Here is a 26423-nt window from a genome sequence, read left to right as displayed (position 1 = left end):
TTTGAGAAGTGGTCTGGACCAATCCTGAGACGCCGCCATTTCGGACGGAGGGCGATTCGGTCGATTTCTCCTCGCTTTCCGTATTCGCCGCGGCTGTTCCGGGGAGGGGCACTTCTGACGGGATTTCAGGTCGCCCGCGCGGGGGAATTCCCGCGGGACAGGAAACGGAATTAGACATTCCGCCCCACGGGGAACGCGCCGTTGTCACCGGCCGTCGGCCGGTCGCGGCTGCACCGGTGCGAGGATGGGCCACCGCCCCCACCCCGACAGAACAGGAACCGGAACATGGAACGCGTCCTCGGCATCGGCGGCTACTTCCTGCGCGCCGCCGACCCGGCCGCCCTGGCCGTCTGGTACCGCGACAGCCTGGGCCTGGACACGGACGAGCACGGCCTGTGGCAGCAGGAGCAGGGGCCGACGGTCTTCGCGGCCTTCGAGTCGAGCACCGACTACTTCGGCGCCCGCACGCAGCAGAGCATGCTGAACTTCCGCGTCCGCGACCTCGACGCGATGCTCGCCCAACTCCGCGCCGGGGGCGTCGGCGTCGCCGAGGAGACGCAGGAGATGGAGGGCGTCGGGCGGTTCGCCTGGGTCACCGACCCGGAGGGCAACCGGATCGAGCTCTGGCAGCCCGCCGGCTGAGCCGTTCCGGCGTCACGCCGTTCCGGTGTCGCGCCGGGCGGGTCGGCGGGTCGATGGGTCGGCGGGTCGGCGGGTCGGCTCAGGCCACGACCCCCTCGACCACCGACAGCACCGTCGAGGTCGGGATCACCCGGGACAGCCGCAGACCGGCCCGCCCGAAGAGCTCCGCGAAGTCGGCCTCGGTCCGCTCGCGCCCGGTGAGGGAGGCCATCATCATCAGGTCCAGCGCCTTCGACTGATGGGGCCCGTTGCCCGGCGGCACCACGGCGTCCAGGACCAGGATCCGGCCGCCCGGCCGCAGGGCGCGCCGGCAGTGGCCGAGCAGGGTCGCACAACTGTCGTCGTCCCAGTCGTGGGTGATCCGCTTGAGCAGATGGACGTCGCCCGACGGCACGGAGGAGAAGAAGTCGCCGTCCTGCGCCGTCCAGCGGCCCGCGATCTCCCCGGACGAGTCCAGCCGGTTCCCGGCGAGGACGTGCGAGCGGTCGTAGAGCACACCCTCCAGGCCGGGGTTGCGGCGCAGCACCTCCAGCAGCAGCCCGCCGTGGCCGCCGCCGACGTCCACGACGGTTCCGCTCGCGGGGAAGTCGTAGGCGGCCGCGATCGGGGCGTTCTCCGGATCGGACATCGCCGCCATGCCCACATGGAAGACGGCGGCGGTGCGCTCGTCCTTGGCGAAGTGGTCGAAGAACGGCATGCCGAAAAGCTTCTCGAACGCCGTGGAACCCTCGGTCAGACAGTGCGTCAGGTCTCCGGCGGGCCCCCACATGGTGCGGTCGGTCAGCATCCGGATCGCCGTCCGCGCGGAGTGCGGGACATCGCTCCGCAGCGCCTGCCCGGCCCCGGTCAGGGCGAAGCGGCCCTGTTCGTCCTCGGCCACGATGCCCCGGGTGGCCAGCAGCCGCAGTACCCGGTACAGACTGCGGGCGTCCGTGCCGGTCGCGGCGGCGAGGTCGGCGGGCAGGGCGGGCCCGGTCGCGAGGTGGTCGGCGACCCCGACCTCGGCGGCGGCCCGCAGTGCGGCGGGGAACAGGAATCCGAGTGCCTCGTCGACGAGGAAGGCGGCCGAGGTCCGCAGTGCCTCCTCCCGTTCGCCCGCCCCGGCCTGCGCGCCGACCGTCCGACCGTCCTGATGGCTCATGCCGTCCTCCTGGTGCTGTCGCTGCTGCTGCCGATGCCGCCGCCGCTGTCGCGGATGCCGATCAGTCGCCCGCCCCGGAGACTGCCCATGGGTAACCGGTCCGACACCCACCGCGACCGATCCCGTCCTGCCGCGCGAGGCGGGTGATCGTGCCGGCGGCCGGGGGTCTCCCCACGCTCCCGGGACGCTTCGCCGCCCCGCCGCCTGGCCGCCCCGCCGCCTCGCCGGGAAAACCGTTTGAGCCGGGATCGGCCGTGTGGCAGGCTCACCCGCCGTGAACGGTCACCGGGGAGGGCCCCGGCGAGCAGTGACAGCGCGTGCGACGGAGGACGGATGGCATCGGTCAGGCAGGTCCAGATCACCTTCGACTGCGCGGAACCCGAACGGGTCGCGCGGTTCTGGTGCGAGGTGCTGGGCTACGTGGTCCCGCCGCCGCCGGAGGGCTTCGCCTCCTGGGCCGACCACGACCGCAGCCTGCCGGCCGAGCGCCAGGGCACCGGATTCGTCGCGCAGGACCCCGAACGTGTCGGCCCGCGCCTCTACTTCCAGCGCGTCCCCGAGGGCAAGGTGGTCAAGAACCGGCTGCACCTCGACGTCCGCGTCGGCACCGGCCTCGTCGGCGAGGAGCGCGTCGCCGCCCTCGAAGCCGAGTGCGCCCGCCTGGAGGCCCTCGGCGGGACCCGCCTCTACCTGCTGCGCGCCGACGGCTTCAACGAGTCGTGCCTCGTGATGCAGGACGTCGAGGGCAACGAGTTCTGCCTCGACTGATCCCCGGTCCCGTCGGCGACGGTGCGCCGGACCAAGCGGAGCCCGGGCCACTGCGGCCCGGGCTCCGCTTGATCCGGCGCACCCCTCCGTCCGGCGCACCCCTCCGTCCCGCAGGCCCGGGTTCCGCGCGAGCACGTCCTCGGCGCGGACGGCGCGGTCAGACGACGGTGACGTTGGCTGCGGACGGACCCTTCTGCCCGTCCTGTATCTCGAACTGGACGTTCTGGCCCTCGGCGAGGGTCTTGAAGCCGCTGCCCTGGATCGCCGAGAAGTGGACGAACACGTCCTTGCTGCCGTCCTCGGGCGTGATGAAGCCGAACCCCTTGCTCTCGTTGAACCACTTGACCTGGCCGTTCACCTTCGACGACATCCGCAGTCCCTTGATCGAGTCCAGGCACCCAGCCACGAAGCGGTGGGGCTTCTTCGTCGTGCCCACGGCCTGGATCACGCAACCCTGGAATCACGTCAATCTGTTACAGCCACAGCGCCCCCCTCCCGGGACCCGCCGGCGCGGTCCCGCTCAGGCGCCGAAGTTCAGCGCGTACAGCGAGCGCAGCAGGTCGGCGGTGACGAAGTCCATCGGGACGGTGCCGAGTACCGGGCGGGTGGAGCGGTCCAGGCCGCCGAGGTAGCCGCGCAGCCTGGGGGTGATCGCGTCGGCCGCCTGGCGGGGCCAGAGGCCCCAGCCGGAGCTGGAGGTGAAGGTGAGGAAGAGCCGCTGCGGGTCGGTGGCGGCACGGGCGGCGGTCAGGTGGGCGGAGACCTCGGGCCACTTGCGCGCGTCGAGGTCGAAGACGGTGCCGATGTCGTAGTCGTCCTCGATGTCGGTGCGCCCGCCGCCCCAGCGGATGCCCGGCAGGCCGGAGTTGTCCGCGAGGAGGACGACCCGGCCGCGGACCTCGCCGATCGCGGGGATCCGGTCCTCCGTCCAGAACAGGCCCGGCCAGCGCCGGTGGTAGTCGGCGAAGAGGGCGCCGAACTCGCTGTCGGGGACGGTGGAGTACTCCTGCTTGACCCGCATCACCAGGGCCTCGCCGGGGTGGGTGGCGAGAAAGGACCGGCACTGGTTGAGCACGTCGCCGAAGAAGGTCTGCTGGAAGACCGGTCCGTGGTGGATCGCGAGCACCCCGTCGATCGCCCGGCAGCGGATGTCGAGGAACCGCACCCCGGCCGCCAGTTGGTCGGGCAGTGCCAGGGTCTGGGTCTGGGTCAGCGGTCCGCCGTACAGCGAGCAGGTGTCGTGGGTGCCGGGCAGGGTGAGCCGGGCGAGCGACAGCCGGGGGTCGACGGCGGCCAGCCAGTCGGCGCCGCCCGGCAGGTCGGCCGCCCGGGCGCCCGGTGACCCGGTGGCCAGGCCGCCCGCGGCGAGCGCGGCCAGCACGGCCCCGCGGGCGAAGGACCGGCGGCTCATCGGCGTACGCGTGGTCAAGGACACGGCGTGGCACCCCCGTTGGGTGTGTGGGGACAGGGACGGCACGGGAGAAACGATTGGCATGCCCATTGTCGGCACCCCGCTCCGGTTTGCCCAGAGGCGGAGCGGACCTGCTGCCGCAAGCCCGGCGCCCCGCCCCCGGAACATCGGGGACGGGGCGCGGGGTGGTGCGGGGTGGTGAGGGGTGCGGCGTCAGCCGCGGGTGATCACGAGCTGGCTGGAACCGTCCGGCAGGCCGGCGATCGCGGCGCGCTGGGAGGGGAAGACGCTTGCGCCGTACGGGCCCTGGACGGCGCCGAAGCCGGACCAGTTGCCGTCGGCGTAACGGGTCTTGTGGTAGGCGTTGCCGTCACCGCCGACGACCGCCACCTGCGAGGAGCCGTCGGGCAGTCCGGCGATGCCGACCGTCCGCGCGGACATGGTGGGGGTGCCGTTGCCGGGGAGCGCGGCCCAGCCGGACCAGTTCCCGTCGGCGAACCGGGTCTCGTGGTAGACGTTGCCGTCACCGCCGATGGCCAGTACCTGGGCGGAGCCGTCCGGCAGGCCCGCGAGGGCGACCCGGCCGGCCGCCATCTGCGGCGTGCTCACGCCGGGGAGGGCGGCGAAGCCGGACCAGTTGCCGTCCGCGAACCGGGTCTGGTGGTAGACGTTGCCGTCGTTGCCGATGGCCAGTACCTGGGAGGAGCCGTCGGGCAGCCCGGCGATGGCGACGTCCCCGGCCGACATGGTCGGGGTGCCGATCCCGGGGAGTGCGGCGAAGCCGGACCAGTTGCCGTCCGCGAACCGGGTCCGGTGGTAGACGTTGCCGTCGTTGCCGATGGCCAGCACCTGGGAGGAGCCGTCCGGCAGGCCCGCGATGGCGGCCCGCCGCGCGGCCATGGTGGGCGTGTCGTTGCCGGGGAGCGCGGCGAAGCCGCTCCAGCCGCCGTTCGCGGCGCGGCTGCCGTGGTAGAGCAGGCCGTCGAGGCCGATGCCCAGCTCCTGCGAGGAGCCGCCCGGCAGCCCGGCGATCGCCACCTCCGAACCGCGGAAGACGCCCGCGCCGCCCGTCAGCGGGTTGAAGCCGGGCCAGGTGCCCGAACTCTGGCGCACGCCGAGGAACATCCCCGAGGACTGGGACGGCGGGGTGCCGTTCAGCTGGATGTCGAGGTAGTCCTGGTCGATCCCGATCGCGTAGCCGCCCCAGCTCTCCGGGGCGCTCGGCGAGGCGTACTGGTGGGCGCGCTGGTGGCCGGACCAGTAGCCCGCCGGGATCCACGGGTCCTCGGTGTCCTCCCGGCCGTTCCAGTTGGCGCTGAAGACGGCGTCGGGCATGGTGTAGGCGCTGTTGCCCGCGTTGGCGACGAGGTCCTTGACGCCGGACCCGCTGCTGGCGTACACGCCGGAGTTGTAGCCCCAGGCGTGCAGCTCGTTGGTCCAGGCGGTGAGGAAGCCGAGCACCGCGCCGGTGTACTGCGGCGTGGTGTAGGCCTCCATGTCGTAGTAGAGGACGGCGCCCGGGGAGAAGCCGAGGGCCTGGGCCTGGGCCGCGGCGTCGGCGGCGGCGTTGGCGCCCTCGGTGGCGGGCGCGGTGATCTTCGAAGCCTGCACGCCGACGTACAGCGGCATGAAGGCCCAGCCGGCGGACTGCTGCTGCTGGACCCAGGAGGCCGTCAGGTTCGGCTGGGCGCAGGCCCGCTTGGACCCGCCGATGTAGATGCCGACCGCCCGGTACGGGGAGTTGGCCATCCACGCGTTCATCGCGGCACCGGAGGGTGCCGTACAGGCGTCGAAGCCCTTGCCGGTGTAGTTGGTCGCCGAGGCCGGTATCGCGCCGGCGGCAGCGGGTGCGGCGGCCGGAGCCGCGGCGGCGGTCCGCGTGGAGTCGGCGGGCGTGGAGTCGGCCGGTGCGGCCTGGGCCGCGGAGGAACGCGGCGCGGCCGGCGTCCGTGACCCCGAGCCGGCGGGCGCCGGGGTCGGCGCGGGCTGCCGGTTCGGGGTGGGCTGCCGGTTCGGCGCGGGGACGAGGCCGGCGCCGGTGATGATCCGCCGCACCAGCGACTGGTCCGTGTCATACGTGCCGGTCACCGCGACGACGCCGTCGTTGGCCCGGATCGTGTGCGCGACGGGGTTGGAGCCCTCCCGGTCCGGCGCCGCCGCGGCGGCGGGCTCGACGAGCAGCGCCTCGGTGCGGCCGACCAGTCGCGGCGGGCAGACCTGCTGGTCGCCCGGGTGGCCGAGGTACACGGCGTGCTGGTCGAAACGGACGCAGGCCTGCGGGTCGACCGCGAGGTCCACCACGGTCCAGCTCGAGGGCACTTGGAAGACGTGGCCCTGGTACGTCACCGCCTTGGTGTCCGGCCCCCCGGCAGGCGCGGCTCCGGCCGCGCCGATGCCGGGCGCCGTCATGAGGACGGCGACCGCGACGGCTGCGGCGCTGCGGAGCGCTGTGATACGGGACTTCACCCAGATCTCTCCTGACAATGGCGTAAGACCGCGCGCCGGGAAGTCGGCGACGCGGCATCGGCGTCACGATATCCACTCCGCACCCGGTGATCGACACACTTTCCTCCCGGCGGCCCGCCGTCCCCCCAACGACCCCTCCCGGGCTGCGCGTTCGTCCCTCGTGGGACCGTCCTCACACACACCGCCGGGCCGTGGTCCGGCGCCGCCGAGAGGCTTCCGGGACCGGAATGATTCGCACTCGACTCATCTGGTCCGTTCGGGCGGCTCATCAGGACGGCGCAACGCCTGCGCCGACGACACGGCCGGGGCGGGCCCTGACGGCGCCGCCCCGGGCGGGGGCTCGGTGGTGGCACCGGCCGCGTCGGAGACGGTCTGCGACATCGAGCCGGTGTGCGCCGAGCCGTAGCCGTTCATCCAGGACGTCCAACTGCCCGAGTGGGCCGCCTCGGAGGCGCTGTCGTCGACCACGCCGCTGGAGGCGGTCCACCGGGGCGGCCGAGTCGGTCTCGAAGCCGCCGTTGCCGATCAGCTGGGCGGCGGTGCGGCCGCCGGACGGCGGGGTGGTGGTGCCGCCGCCGAGCAGGGCGGTGGTCAGGGCGTCGGCGACCGGGCTGCCCCACCCGGCGACCTGGTGGTGGCCGGTCCGGGTGGAGAAGTCCTGGTGGGCGCCGGTGGTCACGTCGTGGAAGGCGGTGGTGTGGCCGCGCTCCGCACGCGGGAGGCGGAGCGGGTGGGTCGGGGGCGCCGCCCCTCCGGGCTGACCGTGGGGGCCGGACGGCCGTCGGGAGGTGACGCCCGGTCGACCTCCGGGGCCCGGTCGACCTCCGGGGCCCGGCAGGGCCGAACGGCTGATCCCGCGGGGGCGGTGCGCCTCGCGGAGCGGGACCCGCTGCCAGGCTCGTGGCAGAGCCCGGGGCGGGACCGGGACCACGGACGACAGGAGCACCACATGCTGACCTCCACCCGGCTCCCGGGCGGCCTGAACTGGCTAGACCTGGGCACGCCCGACGTCGCCGCGGCCGGCGCCTTCTACCGCGGCCTGTTCGGCTGGGAGTTCGCCTCCGCCGGGCCGGAGGCCGGGGGCTACGGCTTCCTGCGGAAGGACGGCCGGACGGTGGCCGCCGTCGGCCCGCTCACCGAGGAGGGTGCGAGTTCCGCGTGGACCGTGTACTTCCGCACCACGGACGCCGACGCCACCGCCAGGGCCGTCGAGGCGGCCGGCGGCGTGGTCCGCTTCCCGCCGACGGAGGTCTTCACGGCCGGACGGATGGCCGGTTTCACCGACCCGACCGGCGCCGAGTTCGCCGTCTGGGAGCCGCGCGACACGGACGGCCTGGAGCTCGTCAACGAGCCCGGCAGCGTGAGCTGGATCGAGCTCTACACCACGGACGGCGCCGCCGCGACGAGGTTCTACGGCAGCGTCCTGGCCTGGGAGGGGACGGAGCGGCCGATGGGCGGAGGCCTCGTCTACACCGTCGTCGGGCCGGCCGGCGGCGAGGGGAGCGGGGGCGGGGGCGCCGGGGCGACCGCGCACGGCGGCATCCTGCAGCTCCAGCAGGTCCACCTGGACGCCGGATCGACCTCCGAATGGCACCCCTACTTCGAGGTCGAGGACTGCGACGCCGCCCTGGCCCGGGCCAGGGAACTCGGCGCCACCGTCCTCATCCCCGTCATGGACGCCGCGGGCGTGGGCCGCCTGGCGATGTTCCTCGACCCGTTCGGGGCCCCGTTCGCCGTCCTCAGGAGTGCCACCCGCTGAACCCGGACCACTGATCCCGGACCACTGATCCCGGACCACTGATCCCGGACCACCGATCCCCGACCGCTCGCCCCGGCCGGCCGGGCCGCCAGTCCCGGCGGCCAGCGCGCCGGCGTACTACGGGAGCGTGACGACATGCTCCCGAAGGAAGGCGCCGGCATGGGCGGCGGCCTCCTCCCTCGTCGCGTACCAGGTGCCGTCCTCGGCGGCGCCGCGCGTCTCGTCGGCGCCTTCGGCCGTCCAGGCCCAGCCGCCGGACCGCGCGTCCCGCGTCAGTTCGGCCGTGCCGCCGAACAGTTCGAGCGCCGTGCCCGCACCCGCCGCCGAAGCCGCGGGGCGGGGAACCGCGTCCGGCCACTTCTTGCGCGCGCCCTGGCGGGTGATGCCCCAGACCGCGCCCAGCTGCTCGTAGTTCGCGCCGTAGGAGCCGGCTGTCGCGGCCGCGAGTGCCGTCAGCTGCTTGACCTCGGTGTCGACCACCTTCCAGGCGGCGAGGACGGACAGGGTCACCTCGACCGGGTCCGCCTCCCACATGCCGGCCGTGGACAGCCCTGACTGGCGGGAGCGAATGGCCGTCGCGAGTGGGTTGAGGGCGTCGGTGAGGGCCTTGGCCAGCTCGGCCCGCTCTTCGGGGGTGGTCTCGATCGGAGTCATGCGACAACCATAGTTACCGATCTCCGTCTCGACAACCTTTGTTTCCGGCCAGGTGTCGGTGAGTCACAAGTTCAGTCGGACCGGCGACGTGCGAGGTGGACGACGAGGTCGGCGGTGATCGCGACCGTGTCGGGCAGGGCCCGCTCGATGGCCTCGAACGCCCGTCGGCGCTCCGCCGGCGGCAGTTGGAGGTACGCCGAGACCGTCGACAGGTGGCCGACGTAGTCGGCGGTACTCATCGTCCACCGCCGCTCCATGACGGCCTGCCGGACGTCGTGGAACAACGGGGACCGCTCCAGCTCCGTGCCCGGCCACTGCATCGCCTCGTCCGGCGCGGTCCCGTCGGGGGAAGGGACGTCGTCGCTCTCCAGGAACGGCGCGTGGGCCGCCCGCACGGACTCCTCGACGGCCGGATCGGCCGGCTGGACCGGGCCGCTGAACGAGGCGAACACACCCCCCGGCTCCAGCAGCGCGGCCACCCGCGGCCACCTGCCGTCCGGGCGGGTCCAGTGCATGGCCGCCGCCGCGTAGACCAGGCCGTACGTCCCACCTGGCCGCAGGTCCTCGAACGCGGCCCGCACGGTCGTCACATTCGCCGGCGCCGTCCGGTTCAACTCGGCGAGCATCCCGGCGTCGGGTTCCGTGGCCGTGACCGTGATGCCGTGCCCGGCGAACAGCCGGGTCGCCTTGCCCGTCCCCGCGCCGATCTCCAGCGCCGTCCGGACCGGTCGGCCCGCGTACGCCGTCACCAGGTCGACGAGTTCCGCGGGATACCCCGGCCGGAACCTTTCGTAGGCCTCCGCGACGACGCCGAAACCCAGTGCCCGAGCAGTCATGGCGAGCATCCTGGCACGACCGGGGCCGTGGCGGTACCGGGACGTGCCCGCAGCCGCGCCCGGTGGCCGTCCGGGGGCTTGGGGCCAGGACGGGATGCCGGCCGCGGCGGCGGTGGTTCGGTCAGGCGAGTTCCAGCACCCACAGGTCGGGCGTGTCGCTGAGGACGACCTGGCTGCCGTTGGTGTCGAAGCTCTGGGCGGCGAGCCACTTGCCCGAGCTGAACGCCCGGATCGCGGTGTAGTTGGTGTTGGGCACCTTGAGAAGCGTGAACTTCTGCGCGTCGGGCACGGAGCTGTCGTCGCAGCCGACCGTGATCATCCAGACTCCGGCGGCCCTCTCGTCCTGGTCGATGCCCGCGCACCAGTGGCGCCAGCCGTCGCGGAAGACCACCTGCTCGGTGCCGTCGGACAGGGGCTTGCGACAGACCTGCCACTTCTGGTTGGACTCGCCGCTCCACTGGTACTGGATCACCGAGCCGTGGTTCCCGGGGGACAGGGCGACGGTCAGGGCCAGCTCGTTGAACACGGGGCGGTTGGCCGCCTTGATGCGGTAGTAGATCGGGTCGCAGGTGTAGTTGCTGCCCGTGTCCCCGGCCGAGGCGGTCGGGGCTGCGGCGAGCGTCAGGGCACCGAGGATCGCGGTGGTGCCGAGCGCGGTCAGTCGGCGGATCGGTACGGACATCGTGAACTCGCTTTCACAGCTGGGGGCGGGGAAATGTGCGCAGCATCCGGATGTGTTCGCTCCGGTCCTGGAGCGTGCGGTCAGCAGCCGAGCCGCTGCCGGGCGGCGTTGCGCAGCGTCCCGGCCGCCTCCGGGGAGGCGCACGACACGGTGCCCTCCTCGGGGTACCCGAAGGTGGTGAAGGTGCCCTTGCCGTTCGGGGTCGTGTTCAGCCAGAAGCCGATGGAGCCGGCGCGGGCGCAGGTGTACTCCACGTACTCGCCGGAGACCTTCTGCGTGCCGCGGTAGAGGCCGTAGTAGCCGGGCTGGTTGAAGTTCCAGGTGGTGGAGGTGGCGGTGGTCGTGGTGGACGAGGTGGTCGTCTGCACGGAGAAGCCGACCGTGGCGGACACCTTGAAGAAGAGGAAGCTGGCGGAGGCCGAGATCTCGGTGTTGCGGTTGACCGTGGTGGTGACGGTGTCGACCCGGGTCAGGGTCTCGTAGCGCTGACCGGTGGTGCCGGGGGCGACGTTGACCGCCGAGAAGTCGGTGATGACGGCTTCGACCTTGCTGTTGAGGATGTCGTGCACGGGCTTGTCCACGGCCGGATTGCAGATGCCGCTCGGCGCTGCCGACGGGGTCGCGGCCGCCGCGCCGGTGGCGTTGACCAGGCCGAGCGAACCGACGGCGGCGAGGACGGCGGCGGTCGACGCCATCGCCCGGAGGAGTGTGCGCGGGCGGGGGGTCGGGTTGGGGTTCATGGGGGCTCCCTCTCTGGACTCTCCGGAACTGAGTCGGCCGGGTGCGGCGCCCGTCGGGATGCTGGGCGGATTTTGTCCGGCTCGGATAGAACCCTGCTTCAGTCCGTCACGATTTCGTCATCAGATGATCACGGCGAGCACATCACGGGCACGTTGGGCGGCATGGACAGGGCGCGGCGCCCGGGTGAGGATGGCCCTGCCGGGCCGTCAGGCGGACACCTCCGCCCCCCGGCCGCCGCAGACCGCACCGAGGTGGAGCCGTGACGAGCCCAGTCAGCGGGATGCTGCACCACGTCGAGATCTGGGTTCCCGATCTTGACCGCGCCACGGCCTCGTTCGGGTGGTTGTTGGAGGCCCTCGGGTACACGGTCTTCCAGGACTGGAGCGGCGGGCGCAGCTGGCGCCTCGGAGCGACCTACCTGGTCCTCGAACAGTCGACGGCGCTCACGGCCGACCGTCACGACCGTTGCCGGCCGGGGCTGAACCATCTCGCGTTCCACGTCCACGGACCCGAGCTGGTGGAGGAGTTGGCCTCGGAGGCCCGTCGGCACGGCTGGAGCCTGATGTTCCCCGACCGCCATCCGCACGCCGGCGGGGAGGAGGTCCATGCCGCCTACCTGGAGAACGAGGACGGCTTCGAGGTCGAACTCGTCGCGATCAGTACGCCGGAAGCGGACCGACCGTGACGGAAGCGGTTGTCGTCCCGGTGGGCGGCGTCGACCGTGCGGGTTCGAAGGGTATGGTAAGCCCGGGGCTCTGAACACCTGCGTCCGGACGGAAGCAGGCGCGGTGCGCGAGGTCGGCATCCTGCTCGCACAGACGGGCGAGGCGGCGGAGCGTCGGCCCGCCCGGTTCTGACCCCGGATCCCTCGGCCGGAACGGTGTCGGGTCGGCCGATGGGTGGATCATGGGTGGGGCTTCGCGCGCCCCGCGGCGTGGCGGATGAGATGGTGGGGCGCCACGGGTGGGATCGGCCGCGCTTTTGTGTGCGGCGGATACTCCGTGGGCCGGCAGGTGGCACGATGCGATGCCGGAAGCGACGCTCAAGGAGAAGACAGCACCATGGCAACCGACTACGATGCCCCGCGCGACACCGGCGACGAGGGACGCGACGACAGTATCGAGGCTCTGAAGAACAAGCGGGACGACAAGCAGAGCTCCTCGGTGGACGTGGAGCCCGAGGCCGTCGAAGGCCTTGAACTGCCGGGCGCCGACCTGTCCGGTGAGGAACTCACCGTGCGGGTCGTGCCGCTTCAGGCGGACGAGTTCACCTGTATGACCTGCTTCCTGGTCCACCACCGCGCGCAGCTCGCGGGTGAGGACAAGAACGGCCGGCCCATCTGCCGGGAGTGCGCCTCCTGACCGGAGCGCAATGTCCGGGCCGGCCGGGGACTCCCGGGCGCTCCGCCGGGAGTTCCCGGTCGGATGCCGCCCAGGGGTGCGCGGGCGGCCCGGGTCCGTTCCGGGGCGGGAGCCTCAGGCCAGGAAGCCACGCAGCAGCGCGGCCGTCGCGGCGAGGTGCTCCTCGGTGGCGCGCCGGGCGGCGTCGCCGTCTCCGGTGAGGATGGCCCGGACCATGGCGCGGTGCTGTTCGGCGGCGTGCTCGATGTTCCGCTCCAGCATGGGGATGGCGTTGAGGAGGTCGTTGAGGCGCATTCTGGCCTCGGCGATGGCCGCGGCCAGGGTGGGGGAGCCGGTGAGTTCGCCGATGGCGAGGTGGAAGCGCGAGTCGAGCTGGCGGTACCGGTCCGGCGGGGCGTCCTCCAGGTCGTCGAGGCGGCTCTCCAGGTGGGCCCGCTGGTCGGGGGTGAGGGTGCGGCGGGCGGCGGCCTCGGCGGCGCCGGCCTCCAGGACCTGTCGGTAGGTCAGCGCGTCGTCCAGTGCGCCGCCGAGGTCCCGGGCGGCCCGGCGGAGGTCGGCGACGTCGGGTGCGGGCATCCGGTAGGTGACGAAGGTGCCGCCGTAGCGGCCGCGGCGGGGTTCGACACAGTCGGCCTGCTGAAGGGTGCGGAGCGCCTCGCGCAGGGTCTCCCTGCTGACGCCGAGCCGCGCGGCGAGGTCCCGTTCGGCGGGCAGCCGGTCGCCGTGGCCGAACACACCGAGCTTGATCGCCTGGAGGAGCCGTTCGACGGTCTCCTCGAAGGCGTTGCCGGTGCGGACCGGGCGGAAGATCGCGCCGGCCTGCCAGTCGAGCCGTGCCTGCTCGCGTGCTCGGTCCAGGTCCACGCCCGGAATCGTACCTACGGGCGGGCGTCGGAACTCGTTCCGTTCCGTTCTCGTGTCGGCCCTTGACGTGGCCCCGCTCAGCCGGAACGATGCTGCTCACCCACCCAATGGTCTGCTTCCAGACCATTGACGAGCCGTTCGATCGTCGAATCCGCCTGGCCGCGCGCGCCACGCCGTCGTGGCACTGCCCGTCCCGGCACACCCTCAACCCCATGGGGTGCCCATGACCGACGCACGCTCACCCGACGCACCGCCGACCGGAACACAGCCGCCCGACGCACGCTCACCCGGCGCACCGCCGACCGGTACGCAGAAGCCCGACCAGCCTTCCCCCGCCGTGATCCCGGAAGGCACCACCCTCGTCTCCGACGACGAACAACGCCTCCGCGAGCTGGGCTACACCCAGGAACTGGCCCGCTCGATGTCCGGCTTCTCCAACTTCGCCGTCTCCTTCTCCATCGTCTCGATCCTCTCCGGCTGCCTGACCCTCTACGGCACGGGCATGAAGACCGGAGGCCCGGCCCTGATCGTCTGGGGCTGGCCGGTGGTCGGCCTGTTCACCCTCTGCGTCGGGCTGGCCATGGCCGAGATCTGCTCCAGCTACCCGACGGCCGGCGGGCTCTACTACTGGGCCGCCAAGCTGAGCCGCAGCCGGGGGCCCGCGTGGAGCTGGTTCACCGGCTGGTTCAACTTCCTCGGCCAGGTCGCGGTCACCGCCGGCGTCGACTTCGGCGCCGCGTTCTTCACCAACGCCTTCCTCACGCTGCGCTTCGGCATCGAGGCCAGTCCGATGCACACCATCGAGATCTTCGCCGTGATCCTGCTGCTGCACGGCCTGCTCAACACCCGCGGCGTGCGCCTCGTCGCCGTCCTCAACAGTGTGTCCGTGTGGTGGCACCTGGTGGGCGTCGCGGTCATCGTCGGAGCGCTCGCCGTGCTCCCGGACCAGCACGCCCCGGCCTCCTTCGTCCTCACCGAGTTCGTCAACGGGACCGGCTTCCGGAACCAGTTCTACGTCGCGATGGTCGGCCTGCTGATGGCCCAGTACACCCTCACCGGGTACGACGCCTCCGCGCACATGACCGAGGAGACGCGCGACGCCGCCCGCTCCGGCCCCCGCGGCATCGTCAACGCCATCACCGTCTCCCTGGCGGCGGGCTGGGTCCTGCTGCTCGGCATCACCTTCGCGATCCGCGACTACGACGGCGCGCTCAACAGCGACACCGGTGTACCGCCCGCCCAGATCTTCATCGACGCGATCGGCTCCGGCGGCGCCCAGTTCCTGCTGCTGATCGTGATCGGCGCCCAGTTCTTCTGCGGGATGGCCTCCGTCACCGCCAACTCCCGCATGATCTACGCCTTCTCCCGGGACGGCGCCCTGCCCGGCTCCCGGCTGTGGCACCGCATCGACCCGCGCACCCAGACCCCGACCAACGCGGTCTGGCTGGCGACCGGCGGCGCGCTGCTGCTCGGCCTGCCCGCGCTCTGGAACACCACCGCCTACACCGCGGTGACCTCCATCTCCGTCATCGGCCTGTACATCTCCTACGTCATTCCGGTGTACCTGAGGCTGCGCCAGGGCGAGGACTTCACCCCCGGCCCCTGGCACCTGGGACGGTGGAGCCGGCCGATCGGCATCGTCGCCGTCGTCTGGACGGCAGTGATCACCGTGCTGTTCATGCTCCCCACCACCTCCCCGATCACCGCCGAGAGCTTCAACTACACCCCCGTCGCGGTCGCCGCCGTGGTCGGCTTCGCCGGGGTGTGGTGGCTGGTCTCGGCCCGGCACTGGTTCACCGGACCCCACGTCCTGGCCACGCCGCCCGGACCGGACGCCGGGGGCACGCCGCCCGGACCCGACGCCGGGGGCACGCCCGGATCCGAGGTCGGGGACACGCCGCCCGGACCCGACGCCCTGGACACCGAACTGGAGGTCCGATGACCAGCCCCCGGCTCACCCTCGACGAACTGCGCGCCCGCGTCGCCGACGGGTCCGTCGACACCGTCGTGCTCGCCATGACCGACATGCAGGGCCGCCTCCAGGGCAAGCGCCTGGCCGCCGAGCACTTCCTCGCCGACGTGGTGCCCGGCGCCGCGGAGGGCTGCGGCTACCTGCTCGCCGTCGACATCGACATGAACACCGTCGACGGGTACGAGATCTCCTCCTGGGAGAACGGCTACGGCGACCTGACGCTGCGCCCCGACCTCGCCACCCTGCGGACCGTGCCCTGGCACCCCGCCACCGCCATGGTCCAGTGCGACGTCCTGCACCATGACGGCACCCCCGTCGCCGTCTCCCCGCGGCAGGTCCTGCAACGCCAGCTGGACCGCCTGGCCGGCCACGGCTGGCACGCGCAGGCCGCCACCGAGCTGGAGTTCATCGTCTTCCGGGACAGCTACGAACAGGCCTGGGACAAGGACTACGCCAGGCTCACCCCGGCCAACCAGTACAACGTGGACTACTCCGTCCTCGGCACCGGCCGGATCGAACCGCTGCTGCGGCGGATCCGCAACGGGATGGCAGGCGCCGGCCTGGCCGTCGAGTCCGCCAAGGGCGAGTGCAACCTCGGCCAGCACGAGATCGCCTTCAAGTACGCCGACGCCCTCACCACCTGCGACAACCACGCCGTCTACAAGACCGGTGCCAAGGAGATCGCCGCGCAGGAGGGCTGCAGCCTGACCTTCATGGCGAAGTACGACGAACGCGAGGGCAACTCCTGCCACATCCACCTCAGCCTGCGCGACGACCGGGGCGCACCCGTGTTCGCCGGTGACCGGCCGCACGGCTTCTCCCGCACCATGGAGCACTTCCTCGCCGGGCAGCTCGCCTGCCTCGCCGACTTCGCCCTGCTGCTCGCCCCCACCGTCAACTCCTACAAGCGGTACGTGCCCGGCAGCTTCGCGCCCACCGCCGTCGCCTGGGGCCGCGACAACCGCACCTGCGCCCTGCGGGTGGTCGGCCACGGGCCCTCGCTGCGGTTCGAGAACCGCGTCCCCGGCGGCGACGTCAACCCCTACCTCGCGGTCGCCGCGCTGATCGCCGCCGGACTGCACGGCATCGACCGGCAACTGGAGCTCGAACCGGAGTTCACCGGCAACGCCTACGCCTCCGACGCCCCCAGGGTGCCCGCCAACCTGCGCGACGCGGTAGACGCCTTCGAGCGCAGCGCCGTCGCCACCGAAGCCTTCGGCAAGGACGTCGTCCGGCACTACACCCACGCCGGACGCACCGAACTCGCGGCCTACGAGCGCGCGGTCACCGACTGGGAGCGGCGCCGCGGATTCGAGCGGCTGTGACCCGCGCCGCTGTGACTCGCTCGGGTCTGCGCCGACCGCTGATCGGCATCACCACCTACCAGGACGACGCGGCCTGGTCCGTCTGGCAGCAATGCGCCTCCCTGGTGCCGCAGGGCTATGTGGACGCCGTCTTCCGCGCGGGCGGCACCCCGGTACTGCTGCCGCCGCAACCCGGCGGGGCCGAACACCTCCTCGACGCCCTGGACGGCCTCGTCCTGGCCGGCGGACCGGACATCGACCCGGCCAGGTACGCGGCGCCCGCCGACCCGCGCACCGGCCCGCCGCACCACGCACGGGACGGCTGGGAGAGCACCCTCCTGCGCTCCGCCCTGACCCGGGACCTCCCGCTGCTCGGCGTCTGCCGCGGCATGCAGCTGCTCAACGTCGAACTCGGCGGCACGCTCCACCAGCACCTGCCCGACGGGAGCCACCAGAAGCTCCCCGCACAGTACGTCCGGCACCGGGTCGAGGTGGCCGACGGCAGCCGGCTCGCCACCGTCCTGGGGCCGGACGCCGAGGTGCCCTGCTACCACCACCAGGCCGTGGACCGCCTCGGCCGCGGGCTGCGGCCCACCGCCCGCGGCGCCGACGGCACCGTCGAGGCGCTCGAACTCGACGGCCGCCGCTTCGCCCTCGGCGTCCAGTGGCACCCCGAGACCGATCCCGACGACCTGCGCCTGTTCCAGGCCCTGACCGCTTACGCCCTCGCCGCCTCAGGGTCCTGACCAGCCAGGCCCTCGCCACCGCCAGCCACCTGGAGAACCGCCCATGACCGAACCGGACCTCCTCGAGGTCGTCAACCCCGCCACCGAGGAGGTGATCGCCACCGTCGAACCGGCCGGCCTCGCCGAGACCGACGCCGCCGTGGCCCGCGCCCGCACCGCCTTCGACACCTGGCGCCGGGTGGCCCCCGCCGACCGGGCCCGGCTGCTGCGCGCCTTCGCCGCCGCCGTCGACGCCGACCGCGAACACCTCGCCGCCCTGGAGGTCGCCAACGCCGGCCACACCATCGGCAACGCGCGCTGGGAGGCCGGCAACGCGCGCGACGTCATCGACTACTACGCCGCCGCCCCGGAACGGCTGTTCGGCCGGCAGATCCCCGTCGCCGGCGGCGTCGACGTCACCTTCCAGGAACCGATCGGCGTGGTCGGCGTCATCGTGCCGTGGAACTTCCCGATGCCGATCGCCGCCTGGGCCCTGGCCCCGGCGCTCGCCGCCGGCAACACCGTCATCGTCAAACCGGCCGAACTCACCCCGCTCACCGCCCTGCGCCTCGGCGAACTCGCCCTCCGGGCCGGGATCCCGGACGGCGTACTGCAGGTGCTGCCCGGCCGGGGCCCGGTCGTCGGACGGCGCTTCGTCACCCACCCGGACGTCCGCAAGATCGTGTTCACCGGCTCGACCCGGGTCGGCAAGGAGATCATGGCGGGCTGCGCCGCCCAGGTGAAGCCCGTCACCCTCGAACTCGGCGGCAAGAGCGCCAACATCGTCTTCGCCGACGCCGACCTCGCCAAGGCCGCCGCGACCGCGCCCTACGCCGTCTTCGACAACGCCGGCCAGGACTGCTGCGCCCGGTCCCGGATCCTGGTCGAGGCCTCCGTGTTCGACGACTTCCTGGCGCTGCTGGAACCGGCCGTCCGCGGTGTGCGGGTCGGCGACCCGGCCGACGAGAAGACCGAGATGGGCCCGCTGATCTCCGCCGCCCACCGGGCGCGGGTGGCCTCCTACGTGCCGGACGACGCGGCCGTGGCCTTCCGCGGCGGCGCCCCCGACGGGCCCGGCTTCTGGTACCCGCCGACCGTCCTCGCACCCGTCCGGCACGACGACCCGGCCTTCACCGAGGAGATCTTCGGCCCGGTGGTCACGGTGGTGCCGTTCCGCGACGAACAGGACGCCCTGCGGATCGCCAACGCCACCGAGTACGGGCTGTCCGGCTCCGTCTGGACCAGGGACGTCGGACGCGCCCTGCGGGTCGCCCGCGGCGTCGAGGCCGGCAACCTCTCCGTCAACTCGCACTCCTCGGTGCGCTACACCACGCCGTTCGGCGGCTTCAAGCAGTCCGGACTCGGCCGCGAGCTCGGCCCGGACGCCCTCGCCGCCTTCACCCAGACCAAGAACGTCTTCATCTCCACGGAGGAGTGATCAGCATGACCCAGCGACTCGACGGCCGGGTGGCCGTCATCACCGGCGCCGGCAGCGGCATCGGCCTCGCCACCGCCCGCCGGTTCGCCGCCGAGGGCGCCAAGGTGGTCTGCGTCGACATCGACGCGGACACCGGCGCCAAGGCCGCGAACGAGGTCGGCGGCCTGTTCGTCCAGGCCGATGTGACGGACGAGGACGCGGTCCGCGACCTCTTCCAGCGGGCCGTCGACGAGTACGGCCGGCTCGACATCGCCTTCAACAACGCGGGCATCTCGCCGCCCGACGACGACTCCATCCTCACCACCGGCCTGGACGCCTGGAAGCGGGTCCAGGAGGTCAACCTCACCAGCGTCTACCTGTGCTGCAAGTACGCGATCCCGCACATGCGGCGCCAGGGCAAGGGCTCGATCATCAACACCGCCTCCTTCGTCGCGGTGATGGGCGCGGCCACCTCGCAGATCTCCTACAGCGCCTCCAAGGGCGGGGTGCTGGCGATGTCGCGCGAGCTGGGCGTGCAGTTCGCCCGCGAGGGCATCCGGGTCAACGCGCTGTGCCCCGGCCCGGTCAACACCCCGCTGCTGCAGGAACTCTTCGCCAAGGACCCGGAGCGCGCCGCCCGCCGCCTGGTCCACATCCCGCTCGGCCGCTTCGCCGAGCCCGAGGAGATCGCCGCCGCGGTGGCCTTCCTGGCCTCCGACGACTCCTCCTTCATGACCGCCAACACCTTCCTCGTGGACGGCGGCATCTCCGGCGCCTACGTCACCCCGCAGTAGCACCGGCACCCTCCTCCGCCGGGGTGCGGTCAGGGCGGGCCGCACCCCGGCGCGGGGATCCGTCCCGGGCGGTTCGGAGGGGCGCACGATCCGAGTTCACCGCAGCTGCCGGTCATTCGGGCGAAATGACGAGAATCTACCAAGCGACTTACTTGGCGACCCTCGTGAACGCAGGATTCTCCCTGGGTGGGCGCAGCCGGGGGTCGAGAATGGCAACGGGCCGGCGCGGCACCCGGTCATCACCCACCGAAGGAGGCCGTGGACCCATGAACGCACGCACCCGGGACGGCAGCGCCGGAGACGTCGACTACGGCGCCATCGGCTCCGGCTACTCCTCCTACCGCAGGCCCGACAGCCGGGTGGCGCAGGCCATCGCCGAGGCCCTCGGCGACGCGCGGACCGTGCTCAACGTCGGTGCCGGCACCGGTTCCTACGAAAGCGCCGACCGGGTCGTGACACCGGTCGAGCCGTCGGCGTCCATGCGGGCCGGCCGCCCGGCCCACCTCGCCCCGGCCGTCGACGCCGTCGCCGGGGACCTGCCGTTCGAGGACGCGTCCTTCGACGCCGCGATGACGCTGTTCAGCGTTCACCAGTGGGAGGACGTCGGGGCGGGCCTGCGCGAGATGCGGCGCGTCACCCGGGGCCCGGTCGTCGTGCTGACCTGCGATCCGCGGCTGGTGCGCGACTTCTGGTTGTACGAGTACGCGCCCGAGGTGCTGGACACCGAGGCCCGCCGCTACCCCCCGATCGACGAGCTGTCCGCCGCCCTGGGCGGCAGCGTCACCGTCCGGCCGGTCCCGATCCCGCTCGACTGCACCGACGGCTTCAACGAGGCGTACTACGGGCGCCCCGAGATGCTGCTGGACCCCGCCGCCCGGCAGGCGTGCTCGGCCTGGAGCTTCGTCGACGACGGCGTGCGCGAACGCTTCGACCGCGCGCTCCGCCGCGACCTGGAGTCCGGCGAGTGGGAGCGCCGCTTCGGCCACCTGCGCACCCGGGCCGTTTACGAAGGGTCGCTCGTCCTCGTGCGCGCGACGCCGTGAATCCGGCGCCGTGAATCCGAAGCTGTGACATCAGGCCCTTCGGCACCCGGCCTCAGGAGCAGTCCGGGAGGCCCGACCGGCCACCGAACTCCCGGCCCTCGTCGACCGGCACCCCGGTAGCACGGTCCCGGGCCGGGGTGGGTCCAGGCCCGGGCCGCACATCGTGGGCTGCTGCTCGTCAGGCCGTCAGGCCGTCGGGTCCGCCGGGTGGAGGTTGATGCGTTCGCGGACGACGGGGAAGCCGGCTCTGGCGAAGTTCGCGGCCATGGGGTGGTTGGTCCGGTCGGTCGCTCCGGTGATGAAGTCGGCGCCCTGTTCGACGAGGATGCGGGTGCACTCGGCGAGGAGGTCGTAGGCGTAGCCGTGACCGCGGTGTTCGGGGAGGACGCCGATGAAGCCGATGGTCGGGCCGGAGGGGTTGTGGGCGGGGATGTGGATGCCGGCGAGGTCGCCGTCGGGGGTGTGCGCGGTCTGCCACCACTCCCGCGGGGAGGGGCACCAGTGGAAGAAGTCGAGTTCCTCCTGGGCGGCCCGGTCGAGGCCGCCCTCGGCGATGGCCCGGAGTGCGTGGGCGTCCAGGGTGGCGGAGTGGATGCGGCGCAGGGCGTCGAAAAAGACGGTGTCGTCGGGTTCGGCGTCGAAGCGCAGTCGGCCGGGGCGCTCGGGGAGTCCGTGCTCCGGGGTCCAGCGGTACAGGAAACGCTCGACGAGGAGTTCGTACCCGGCGGCCCGGGCGGCGGCGAAGCGTGCCTCGGCGGCGGCGCGCAGGTCGGCCCGTTCCCGCCAGTCGCCGGGCAGGTTGATTTCGAGCTCGACCTGCCAGGGGGCGGAGCGCAGGAGTTCGGCCCCGGCCTCCTCCTCGCCCTTGGCGACGTCGAACCAGTTGATGTTGACGGGCTCCGAGTCGTCGGGGCCGCCCCACCAGGCGCCGCGGGCGACGACCTCGCCGTCGCGCAGGGCGACCCGCTTCCAGTCGGGGCGGAACGTGGTGCGCCGGTGGCCCTCGCGGGCGCCCAGGGGGTCGGGGTGGGCGTCGAACAGGTGGGCGTCGCTCGCGGAAAGCGTGCGGATGACCGTATCGGTCATGGATTCCTCCGGGATGCGGACTGCTTGGAGCGCTCCCGGTCAGGACTGACGAGCCACGCCGGGACAGCGGAAGAGGGAGCGCTGGAGAGGTATGGACTGCACGGCACTCGCCTCCTTCCGTTCGTCTCGGGCGTGGCGCCACAGTAGGTGATGCCCCGTCGATCCGTCCACGGGTTTTCGCGTCCCGGCAGCACGCTCCCGGGTGGCGCGCTCCCGGTGGCGCGGCTCCGGCGGCGGGCGGCCGACGGCGGCACGGGCGCGCGAGGTCCCACAACACATCCCGCCAATGGGTAAATTGGTGATGATTGGGACAAAATCCATGCTGTGTGCGTCCACCCGCAGAAGGCCGAACCGCCTTCGGAAAGGGCCCCCATGTACCCCGCTCTCACCCCCGCAGTCCTCACCGAGCTGCGCCGCCCGAGGCCGTATCCGGCAGTGTCGATCCTGATGCCCACGCACCGCCGGGAGCCCGACAACGCGCAGGACCCGGTCCGGCTGCGCACCCTCGCGGCCGCGGCGAGGAAGCGGATCGAGGAGGATCCGGAGGTCTCCCGCGCCGTCCGGATCGATGTGCTGGAGCAGCTCGACCGGGCGCTCGCCGAGGTCGACCTGGTGCACGCCGAGGACGGTCTGGCGATCCTGCTCGCTCCCGGCGAGCACCACGTCTGGTCGCTGGGCCGCACCGTGCCCGACCGGGTGGTGCTGTCCGACACCTTCCTGACCCGCAATCTGGTCGCCGCCCAGGCGGCCGAGCGGCCCCACTGGGTGCTCGCGCTCGCCGCCGACCGGGTGCTGCTGTGGGGCGGCAACAGCGAGCGGGTCGCGGAGGACACCGGGCACGGCTTCCCGCTGGTGCGCCGGTACGAGAACCCCGACCCGGAGCGGCAGGAGCGGATCGGAGACAAGCCCAGCACCTTCCAGGACGAGGAGACCAAGACCTTCCTGCGGCAGGCGGAGAACGAGCTCGGCAAGGTGCTGGCCGCCGACCCGCGCCCGCTGTACGTGGTCGGCGAGGCGGCGGCCCTCGCCCTGCTGGATGCCGCCGGGCAGATCGTCCGCGGCGCCACAGCGCAGATCCCGCACGGCGGCCTCGCCCAGGCGGACGCCGAGACGGTCCGCAAGGTGGTGGAGCCCGCCGTCCGCGCGCATGCGGACGCCGGGATCTCCGACGCCCTCGCCCGGCTCGACAAGGCCCGCGGCCGGCAGGCGTTCGCGGCCGGACCGGACGAGGTCCGGCAGGCAGTCGCCGAGGGGCGGGTCGCCCAGCTGGTGGTGGAGGAGAACTTCCGGATCACCGCTCGCGACGAGGGCGACCACCTGGTGCCCGCCGAGGCCGAGCAGGAGGGGGCGCGCGAGGACATCGTCGACGAGGTGATCGAGCGCGCCCTCGACACCGGCGCCCAGGTCTCCTTCGTCCCCGACGGCACCCTCTCCGACGCCGGCCGGATCGCCGCCGACCTGCGGTACTGACCTGCGGTACTGATTTGCCGTCGGTACCCCGGCGCTTCGGTACCCCGGTAGGCCGGGCCTCTCCTCGGCTCGTTCGACGCTGCTCCGAGGAGGAGCCCGGTCCGGTCGGCGGTCGGCCAACGCGGCGTTCACAACGTCAGGCCGCCTACCGGGTTGCCGTCCCGCCCGCGCGGCTCGCGCCGGCGTCGGCAGCGGCATCGGCGGCGGCATCGGTGCCCGGCCCGGGGCGCGGGCGGCCGGGTCGGGAGGTGGTCGAGCCGCGCCGCTTCCCGCTCCTCGCCGTGGCCGCCGCCGTCCCGGCCGTCGCCACGGCGAGGGCGCTCCAGGCGGCGGTGTAGCCGCCGGTCGCGTCCCGCAGCAGGCCGAGGGCGGGCGGGGCGAGGATCACGGCCACCTGGTTGACGGCCATCACCAGCCCGAGCGCGAAGCCGGTCCGGCCGGGCGGGGCCGCCTCGGCCAGATGGGCGACCCAAGGCCCGTACCAGCCGATCCCGAAGAAGCCGAGCCAGGCGAAGAGCACGGCCGCCGCGAGCGGATGCCCGCCGAGCGGGGTCGCCAGTGCGACCAGTGCGGTCGCCGCCCCGACCATGCTCGCCAGGACCGGCCGGTAGCGGCCCGCGCGGCTGCGGTCGCTCCACGCCGCGAGGCCGATCCGCCCGAGCATGCCCGCCATCTGGGCCGCGACCAGGACGGCACCGGCCGCACCGGTGCCGAGGGCGGTCACGTCGTGCAGGTACAGCGCGCCGAGTACGCCGATGCCGCTGTGCACCGAGACCATGGCCGTGCCCGACAGCAGCGCCTTCGTCATCGCGGGCTCGCGCAACAGCCGGAGCCGGTCCATGAGCGGTGCCGCGACCGGTCCCGCCGCGACCGGTCCCGCCGCGACCGGTCCCGCCGCGACCGGCCCTGCCGCGACCGGCCCCAGGGCCGCCGGCCGCTTGGCGACCGTCCCGGGCGGGCGACGGTAGAGCGCGGTGAACGCCACCGCTCCCGTCAGCGCGACCAGCCCGCCCACCAGCACGGCGACCCGCCACCCGGACGCGGCGGCGACCACCGGCAGCACGGCCACCGCGACCGCCCCGCCCAACGGAAGCCCGGCCTGTCGCACGCCCATCGCGAACCCGAGCCGCGCGGGCTCGAACCAGGCCGCCACCGACTTGCTGCCGCCGGGCTGGATCGCGCTGTACCCCGCCCCGACGACCAGCAGCACCACGAGCAGCGACGCGTACCCCTGGGCCGTGCTCCCCGCCAGCAGGCCCGCGGCGACCACCCCGGCCCCGATGCCGACGACCCACCGTTCGCCGTACCGGTCCAGCAGCTCGCCGGCCACCAGCAGACCGACCAGCGGCGCCAGTTGGGACGCCGAGAGCAGTAACCCCAACTGCGCCGTACTGAGGTCGAGCGCGTTCTGCAGCGGCACCGCCATCGCCCCGATGCCCTGGACGAAGAAGCAGGAGGCGGCCTGGGTGAAGGTGGCGACCCCGAGGATCGTCCAGCGGTACGGCAGCGGGGGCGGCCCGCCCCGGACCTCGGTGTGATGACTCATGCCGCTCAGACTGCTGTAATGGTCTTATGCACCTCAACCCTTACGGCGAGGACGCCGTCAACCTGGCCGCCGAGTTGGCGAACGAGCGGCCGAGGAGCGTCGACGAACTCGTGGGCCGCTGCCGCGCGGCCGGACTGGTGGTCGAGGGGCCGTTCGCGGCCGACGACCTGTCACACGTCCACGCGGTGCTGGACGCCTGGGAGGCCGTCGTCGACGCCGCCGACGAGCGCGAGCGGGCCGCCAGGCTGAACCTGATGCTCGCCGCCGGCACGGCCCACCCCCGGCTCACCGACCACACCGGCGAGGGCTGGCACCTGCACTACCGGGACGACGACCTGCCGCTCGGCGCCCTGCTGTTCTCCCTGATCGGCGTCGGCACCGCGCTGCACCTGGTGGGACGCGGCATGCACCGGCTCGGCCGGTGCGCCCTCGCCGAGTGCGACACGATCTTCGCCGACACCACGCGCACCGGCCGGCGCCGCTACTGCTCCCAGCGCTGCGCCAACCGTGACGCCGTCCGCCGCCACCGCGCGAACCACCCGTCCGCCGCCTGAACGCCGTCCGAACGCCGGGGCCACCGGGGTACCGGGCCCCGGGGTACCGACCGGCGCGGCGGCTCGGTGCCGGTGGAGGACCGGTCGGTGACCGCTCGGCGACCGGCCACATTACGTCGGCATGACTGAAGCCGGTCGTCCGGCGGCCGGCCTAGTGTCAGTGACGTCACCCCAGCACGGAGGAGAACCGTATGCGATTTCGCCCCACCACCGAGGCCGACCTCGACCGGGTCACCGCCGTCACGGTGGACGAGCCGGTCGGCTGGATCGAGGCCGACCGCTACCTGGAGGAACTGAAGGAGGGCATGTACCGGCCGGAGTGGACCTGGATCGCCGAACAGGACGGCCGGGTCCTGGCCCGGGCCCTGTGGTGGGGCCACGCCACCGGCGAACACCCGCTCGCCCTGGACTGCCTGTCCGTCGACCCCTCGGTGGAGGACCGCGCCGCGCTCGCCGCCGAACTGGTCCGGGCCGGACTGCGGGCCTTCACCGCGCAGGGCGCGACCAAGCTCCCGCTCTACAACCTGACACTCCCGCAGGGCTGGCGCGAGGACCCCGCCGCGGTCGCGGCCACCGACTGGCGACGGGACGCCGCGCTGTCCGCCGGGCTCACCGACGTGGTGGAACGGCTGCGCCTGGAGTGGACACCCGACGCCAGCCTGCCCGCCTCCAGCGGGCGGCTGACCTTCACCGAGGGCGCGGACGAGGACTTCCTCGACGTCTTCCGGCGGATCGCGGTGGGCAGTCTGGACGGCGAGACCCGCCGCAACCTCGCCCTGATGGGGGCCGAGGCCACCGCCCAGGAGGAGGTGGACTTCTACCTCGGCTGCCCGGGGGAGCGCTCCTGGTGGCGGCTGGCCCGCACCCCCGACGGCGAGGTGGCCGGGCTGGCCCTGCCGTCGGCGACGCCGTACAACCGCAACGTCGGCTACCTCGGCGTGGTCCCCGAACTGCGCGGCCGTGGGTACGTCGACGACCTGCTGGCCGAGATCACCCGGGTCCAGGTGGAGGCGGGGGCCGAGCTGATCACGGCCACCACGGACACCGACAACGCCCCGATGGCCGCCGCCTTCGCCCGGGCCGGCTACCGGATCTCCCAGACCCGCCTGGTCTGGTCGGCGCCGGAAACGGCCCCGAACTCCTGAGCGGTCCCGCTCCCGACGCCTCGTTCCGGGCCGACCGGCCTC

At 73.1% G+C, this 26423-nt stretch carries 26 protein-coding genes; 14 read left to right on the top strand and 12 right to left on the bottom strand.

Annotated features, from left to right (window positions below; translation table 11 throughout):
* Positions 1 to 285 precede the first annotated feature (285 nt).
* Positions 286 to 642: a VOC family protein gene (locus SM793_RS31085; protein ID WP_320441644.1), complete on the top strand. Its 357-nt coding sequence runs from the start codon at positions 286 to 288 to the stop codon at positions 640 to 642.
* Between the two features lie 79 nt (positions 643 to 721).
* Here SM793_RS31085 and SM793_RS31080 read toward each other — a convergent pair whose 3' ends face one another.
* Positions 722 to 1783, bottom strand: a complete 1062-nt coding sequence (locus SM793_RS31080; RefSeq protein WP_320441643.1) for a methyltransferase — start codon at positions 1781 to 1783, stop codon at positions 722 to 724.
* A gap of 333 nt (positions 1784 to 2116) precedes the next feature.
* Here SM793_RS31080 and SM793_RS31075 point away from each other — a divergent pair, with 333 nt between their 5' ends.
* Positions 2117 to 2551, top strand: a complete 435-nt coding sequence (locus tag SM793_RS31075; protein ID WP_320441642.1) for a VOC family protein — start codon at positions 2117 to 2119, stop codon at positions 2549 to 2551.
* Between the two features lie 157 nt (positions 2552 to 2708).
* Here SM793_RS31075 and cspE read toward each other — a convergent pair whose 3' ends face one another.
* The 4 genes from cspE to SM793_RS31055 form a co-directional block, all read right to left on the bottom strand.
* Entirely contained in the window at positions 2709 to 2921 is a 213-nt protein-coding gene (gene cspE, locus SM793_RS31070) for a transcription antiterminator/RNA stability regulator CspE (protein WP_320441659.1), read from the bottom strand.
* A 150-nt stretch (positions 2922 to 3071) separates the two neighbouring features.
* Positions 3072 to 3980: a phosphatidylinositol-specific phospholipase C gene (locus tag SM793_RS31065; RefSeq protein ID WP_320441641.1), complete on the bottom strand. Its 909-nt coding sequence runs from the start codon at positions 3978 to 3980 to the stop codon at positions 3072 to 3074.
* 195 nt (positions 3981 to 4175) lie between these two features.
* Positions 4176 to 6428: a glycoside hydrolase domain-containing protein gene (locus SM793_RS31060; RefSeq protein ID WP_320441640.1), complete on the bottom strand. Its 2253-nt coding sequence runs from the start codon at positions 6426 to 6428 to the stop codon at positions 4176 to 4178.
* A 268-nt stretch (positions 6429 to 6696) separates the two neighbouring features.
* Entirely contained in the window at positions 6697 to 7107 is a 411-nt protein-coding gene (locus SM793_RS31055; protein WP_320441639.1) for a hypothetical protein, read from the bottom strand.
* A 270-nt stretch (positions 7108 to 7377) separates the two neighbouring features.
* On the opposite strand from SM793_RS31055, the gene SM793_RS31050 reads away from it, so the two are divergent.
* Positions 7378 to 8187: a VOC family protein gene (locus SM793_RS31050; RefSeq protein WP_320441638.1), complete on the top strand. Its 810-nt coding sequence runs from the start codon at positions 7378 to 7380 to the stop codon at positions 8185 to 8187.
* Between the two features lie 117 nt (positions 8188 to 8304).
* Here the strand turns inward: SM793_RS31050 and SM793_RS31045 are convergent, their stop codons facing one another.
* From SM793_RS31045 to SM793_RS31030, 4 genes are all read right to left on the bottom strand, one after another.
* Complete coding sequence (locus SM793_RS31045; RefSeq protein WP_320441637.1) at positions 8305 to 8841, bottom strand: hypothetical protein; 537 nt, start codon at positions 8839 to 8841, stop codon at positions 8305 to 8307.
* 71 nt (positions 8842 to 8912) lie between these two features.
* The gene (locus tag SM793_RS31040) at positions 8913 to 9677 is read right to left on the bottom strand and encodes a class I SAM-dependent methyltransferase (protein ID WP_320441636.1); all 765 of its coding nucleotides are present in this window, start codon (positions 9675 to 9677) and stop codon (positions 8913 to 8915) included.
* Between the two features lie 121 nt (positions 9678 to 9798).
* Entirely contained in the window at positions 9799 to 10359 is a 561-nt protein-coding gene (locus SM793_RS31035; protein WP_320441635.1) for an RICIN domain-containing protein, read from the bottom strand.
* An 80-nt stretch (positions 10360 to 10439) separates the two neighbouring features.
* Entirely contained in the window at positions 10440 to 11099 is a 660-nt protein-coding gene (locus SM793_RS31030) for a hypothetical protein (RefSeq protein WP_320441634.1), read from the bottom strand.
* A gap of 281 nt (positions 11100 to 11380) precedes the next feature.
* Here SM793_RS31030 and SM793_RS31025 point away from each other — a divergent pair, with 281 nt between their 5' ends.
* Together SM793_RS31025 and SM793_RS31020 are read left to right on the top strand one after the other, a co-directional pair.
* The gene (locus SM793_RS31025; RefSeq protein WP_320441658.1) at positions 11381 to 11785 is read left to right on the top strand and encodes a VOC family protein; all 405 of its coding nucleotides are present in this window, start codon (positions 11381 to 11383) and stop codon (positions 11783 to 11785) included.
* A 376-nt stretch (positions 11786 to 12161) separates the two neighbouring features.
* Positions 12162 to 12461: a DUF4193 domain-containing protein gene (locus SM793_RS31020; RefSeq protein ID WP_030395238.1), complete on the top strand. Its 300-nt coding sequence runs from the start codon at positions 12162 to 12164 to the stop codon at positions 12459 to 12461.
* Between the two features lie 114 nt (positions 12462 to 12575).
* Here SM793_RS31020 and SM793_RS31015 read toward each other — a convergent pair whose 3' ends face one another.
* Entirely contained in the window at positions 12576 to 13325 is a 750-nt protein-coding gene (locus SM793_RS31015; protein WP_320441633.1) for a FadR/GntR family transcriptional regulator, read from the bottom strand.
* Positions 13326 to 13746: 421 nt separating this feature from the next.
* Between SM793_RS31015 and SM793_RS31010 the strand changes: the two genes are divergently transcribed.
* The 6 genes from SM793_RS31010 (at position 13747) to SM793_RS30985 (ending at position 20580) form a co-directional block, all read left to right on the top strand.
* Positions 13747 to 15267, top strand: a complete 1521-nt coding sequence (locus tag SM793_RS31010; RefSeq protein WP_320441657.1) for an amino acid permease — start codon at positions 13747 to 13749, stop codon at positions 15265 to 15267.
* The gene (locus SM793_RS31005) at positions 15264 to 16622 is read left to right on the top strand and encodes a glutamine synthetase family protein (RefSeq protein WP_320441632.1); all 1359 of its coding nucleotides are present in this window, start codon (positions 15264 to 15266) and stop codon (positions 16620 to 16622) included. Before SM793_RS31010 ends, SM793_RS31005 begins: the two co-directional genes overlap by 4 nt.
* 11 nt (positions 16623 to 16633) lie before the next feature.
* Entirely contained in the window at positions 16634 to 17347 is a 714-nt protein-coding gene (locus SM793_RS31000; protein WP_320441631.1) for a gamma-glutamyl-gamma-aminobutyrate hydrolase family protein, read from the top strand.
* A gap of 43 nt (positions 17348 to 17390) precedes the next feature.
* Complete coding sequence (locus tag SM793_RS30995) at positions 17391 to 18764, top strand: aldehyde dehydrogenase family protein (RefSeq protein ID WP_320441630.1); 1374 nt, start codon at positions 17391 to 17393, stop codon at positions 18762 to 18764.
* Positions 18765 to 18769: 5 nt separating this feature from the next.
* Positions 18770 to 19537 (top strand): 3-oxoacyl-ACP reductase, encoded by a 768-nt coding sequence (locus tag SM793_RS30990; protein ID WP_320441629.1) that lies wholly within the window; start codon positions 18770 to 18772, stop codon positions 19535 to 19537.
* Between the two features lie 266 nt (positions 19538 to 19803).
* On the top strand, positions 19804 to 20580 hold the full coding sequence (locus SM793_RS30985; protein ID WP_320441628.1) for a class I SAM-dependent methyltransferase: 777 nt from the start codon (positions 19804 to 19806) through the stop codon (positions 20578 to 20580).
* Between the two features lie 186 nt (positions 20581 to 20766).
* On the opposite strand, the gene SM793_RS30980 is transcribed toward SM793_RS30985, so the two are convergent.
* Complete coding sequence (locus tag SM793_RS30980; protein ID WP_320441627.1) at positions 20767 to 21666, bottom strand: GNAT family N-acetyltransferase; 900 nt, start codon at positions 21664 to 21666, stop codon at positions 20767 to 20769.
* A gap of 372 nt (positions 21667 to 22038) precedes the next feature.
* Between SM793_RS30980 and SM793_RS30975 the strand changes: the two genes are divergently transcribed.
* Positions 22039 to 23136 (top strand): chemotaxis protein, encoded by a 1098-nt coding sequence (locus tag SM793_RS30975; RefSeq protein WP_320441626.1) that lies wholly within the window; start codon positions 22039 to 22041, stop codon positions 23134 to 23136.
* 145 nt (positions 23137 to 23281) lie between these two features.
* On the opposite strand, the gene SM793_RS30970 is transcribed toward SM793_RS30975, so the two are convergent.
* A complete protein-coding gene (locus SM793_RS30970; RefSeq protein WP_320441625.1) occupies positions 23282 to 24682 on the bottom strand; it encodes an MFS transporter in 1401 nt (466 codons plus the stop codon).
* 26 nt (positions 24683 to 24708) lie between these two features.
* Between SM793_RS30970 and SM793_RS30965 the strand changes: the two genes are divergently transcribed.
* Both SM793_RS30965 and SM793_RS30960 read left to right on the top strand, forming a co-directional pair.
* Positions 24709 to 25236, top strand: a complete 528-nt coding sequence (locus tag SM793_RS30965) for a CGNR zinc finger domain-containing protein (RefSeq protein ID WP_320441624.1) — start codon at positions 24709 to 24711, stop codon at positions 25234 to 25236.
* A gap of 191 nt (positions 25237 to 25427) precedes the next feature.
* Entirely contained in the window at positions 25428 to 26381 is a 954-nt protein-coding gene (locus SM793_RS30960; RefSeq protein ID WP_320441623.1) for a GNAT family N-acetyltransferase, read from the top strand.
* Positions 26382 to 26423 lie beyond the last annotated feature (42 nt).

Origin of the sequence: Kitasatospora purpeofusca (genome assembly GCF_034043715.1) — a bacterium.
GTDB lineage: Bacteria > Actinomycetota > Actinomycetes > Streptomycetales > Streptomycetaceae > Kitasatospora > Kitasatospora purpeofusca_A.
This window is presented reverse-complemented; position numbering and strand designations above follow the sequence as displayed.

Excerpts from the sequence above, each read along its gene's own strand:
- SM793_RS31085 (WP_320441644.1), top strand. The coding sequence starts at position 286 with ATGGAACGCGTCCTCGGCATCGGCGGCTACTTCCTGCGCGCCGCCGAC.
- SM793_RS31080 (WP_320441643.1), bottom strand. The coding sequence starts at position 1,783 with ATGAGCCATCAGGACGGTCGGACGGTCGGCGCGCAGGCCGGGGCGGGC.
- SM793_RS31075 (WP_320441642.1), top strand. The coding sequence starts at position 2,117 with ATGGCATCGGTCAGGCAGGTCCAGATCACCTTCGACTGCGCGGAACCC.
- cspE (WP_320441659.1), bottom strand. The coding sequence starts at position 2,921 with ATGTCGTCGAAGGTGAACGGCCAGGTCAAGTGGTTCAACGAGAGCAAG.
- SM793_RS31050 (WP_320441638.1), top strand. The coding sequence starts at position 7,378 with ATGCTGACCTCCACCCGGCTCCCGGGCGGCCTGAACTGGCTAGACCTG.
- SM793_RS31045 (WP_320441637.1), bottom strand. The coding sequence starts at position 8,841 with ATGACTCCGATCGAGACCACCCCCGAAGAGCGGGCCGAGCTGGCCAAG.
- SM793_RS31040 (WP_320441636.1), bottom strand. The coding sequence starts at position 9,677 with ATGACTGCTCGGGCACTGGGTTTCGGCGTCGTCGCGGAGGCCTACGAA.
- SM793_RS31035 (WP_320441635.1), bottom strand. The coding sequence starts at position 10,359 with ATGTCCGTACCGATCCGCCGACTGACCGCGCTCGGCACCACCGCGATC.
- SM793_RS31030 (WP_320441634.1), bottom strand. The coding sequence starts at position 11,099 with ATGAACCCCAACCCGACCCCCCGCCCGCGCACACTCCTCCGGGCGATG.
- SM793_RS31025 (WP_320441658.1), top strand. The coding sequence starts at position 11,381 with ATGCTGCACCACGTCGAGATCTGGGTTCCCGATCTTGACCGCGCCACG.
- SM793_RS31020 (WP_030395238.1), top strand. The coding sequence starts at position 12,162 with ATGGCAACCGACTACGATGCCCCGCGCGACACCGGCGACGAGGGACGC.
- SM793_RS31010 (WP_320441657.1), top strand. The coding sequence starts at position 13,747 with ATGTCCGGCTTCTCCAACTTCGCCGTCTCCTTCTCCATCGTCTCGATC.
- SM793_RS31005 (WP_320441632.1), top strand. The coding sequence starts at position 15,264 with ATGACCAGCCCCCGGCTCACCCTCGACGAACTGCGCGCCCGCGTCGCC.
- SM793_RS30995 (WP_320441630.1), top strand. The coding sequence starts at position 17,391 with ATGACCGAACCGGACCTCCTCGAGGTCGTCAACCCCGCCACCGAGGAG.
- SM793_RS30990 (WP_320441629.1), top strand. The coding sequence starts at position 18,770 with ATGACCCAGCGACTCGACGGCCGGGTGGCCGTCATCACCGGCGCCGGC.
- SM793_RS30985 (WP_320441628.1), top strand. The coding sequence starts at position 19,804 with ATGAACGCACGCACCCGGGACGGCAGCGCCGGAGACGTCGACTACGGC.
- SM793_RS30980 (WP_320441627.1), bottom strand. The coding sequence starts at position 21,666 with ATGACCGATACGGTCATCCGCACGCTTTCCGCGAGCGACGCCCACCTG.
- SM793_RS30975 (WP_320441626.1), top strand. The coding sequence starts at position 22,039 with ATGTACCCCGCTCTCACCCCCGCAGTCCTCACCGAGCTGCGCCGCCCG.
- SM793_RS30970 (WP_320441625.1), bottom strand. The coding sequence starts at position 24,682 with ATGAGTCATCACACCGAGGTCCGGGGCGGGCCGCCCCCGCTGCCGTAC.
- SM793_RS30965 (WP_320441624.1), top strand. The coding sequence starts at position 24,709 with ATGCACCTCAACCCTTACGGCGAGGACGCCGTCAACCTGGCCGCCGAG.
- SM793_RS30960 (WP_320441623.1), top strand. The coding sequence starts at position 25,428 with ATGCGATTTCGCCCCACCACCGAGGCCGACCTCGACCGGGTCACCGCC.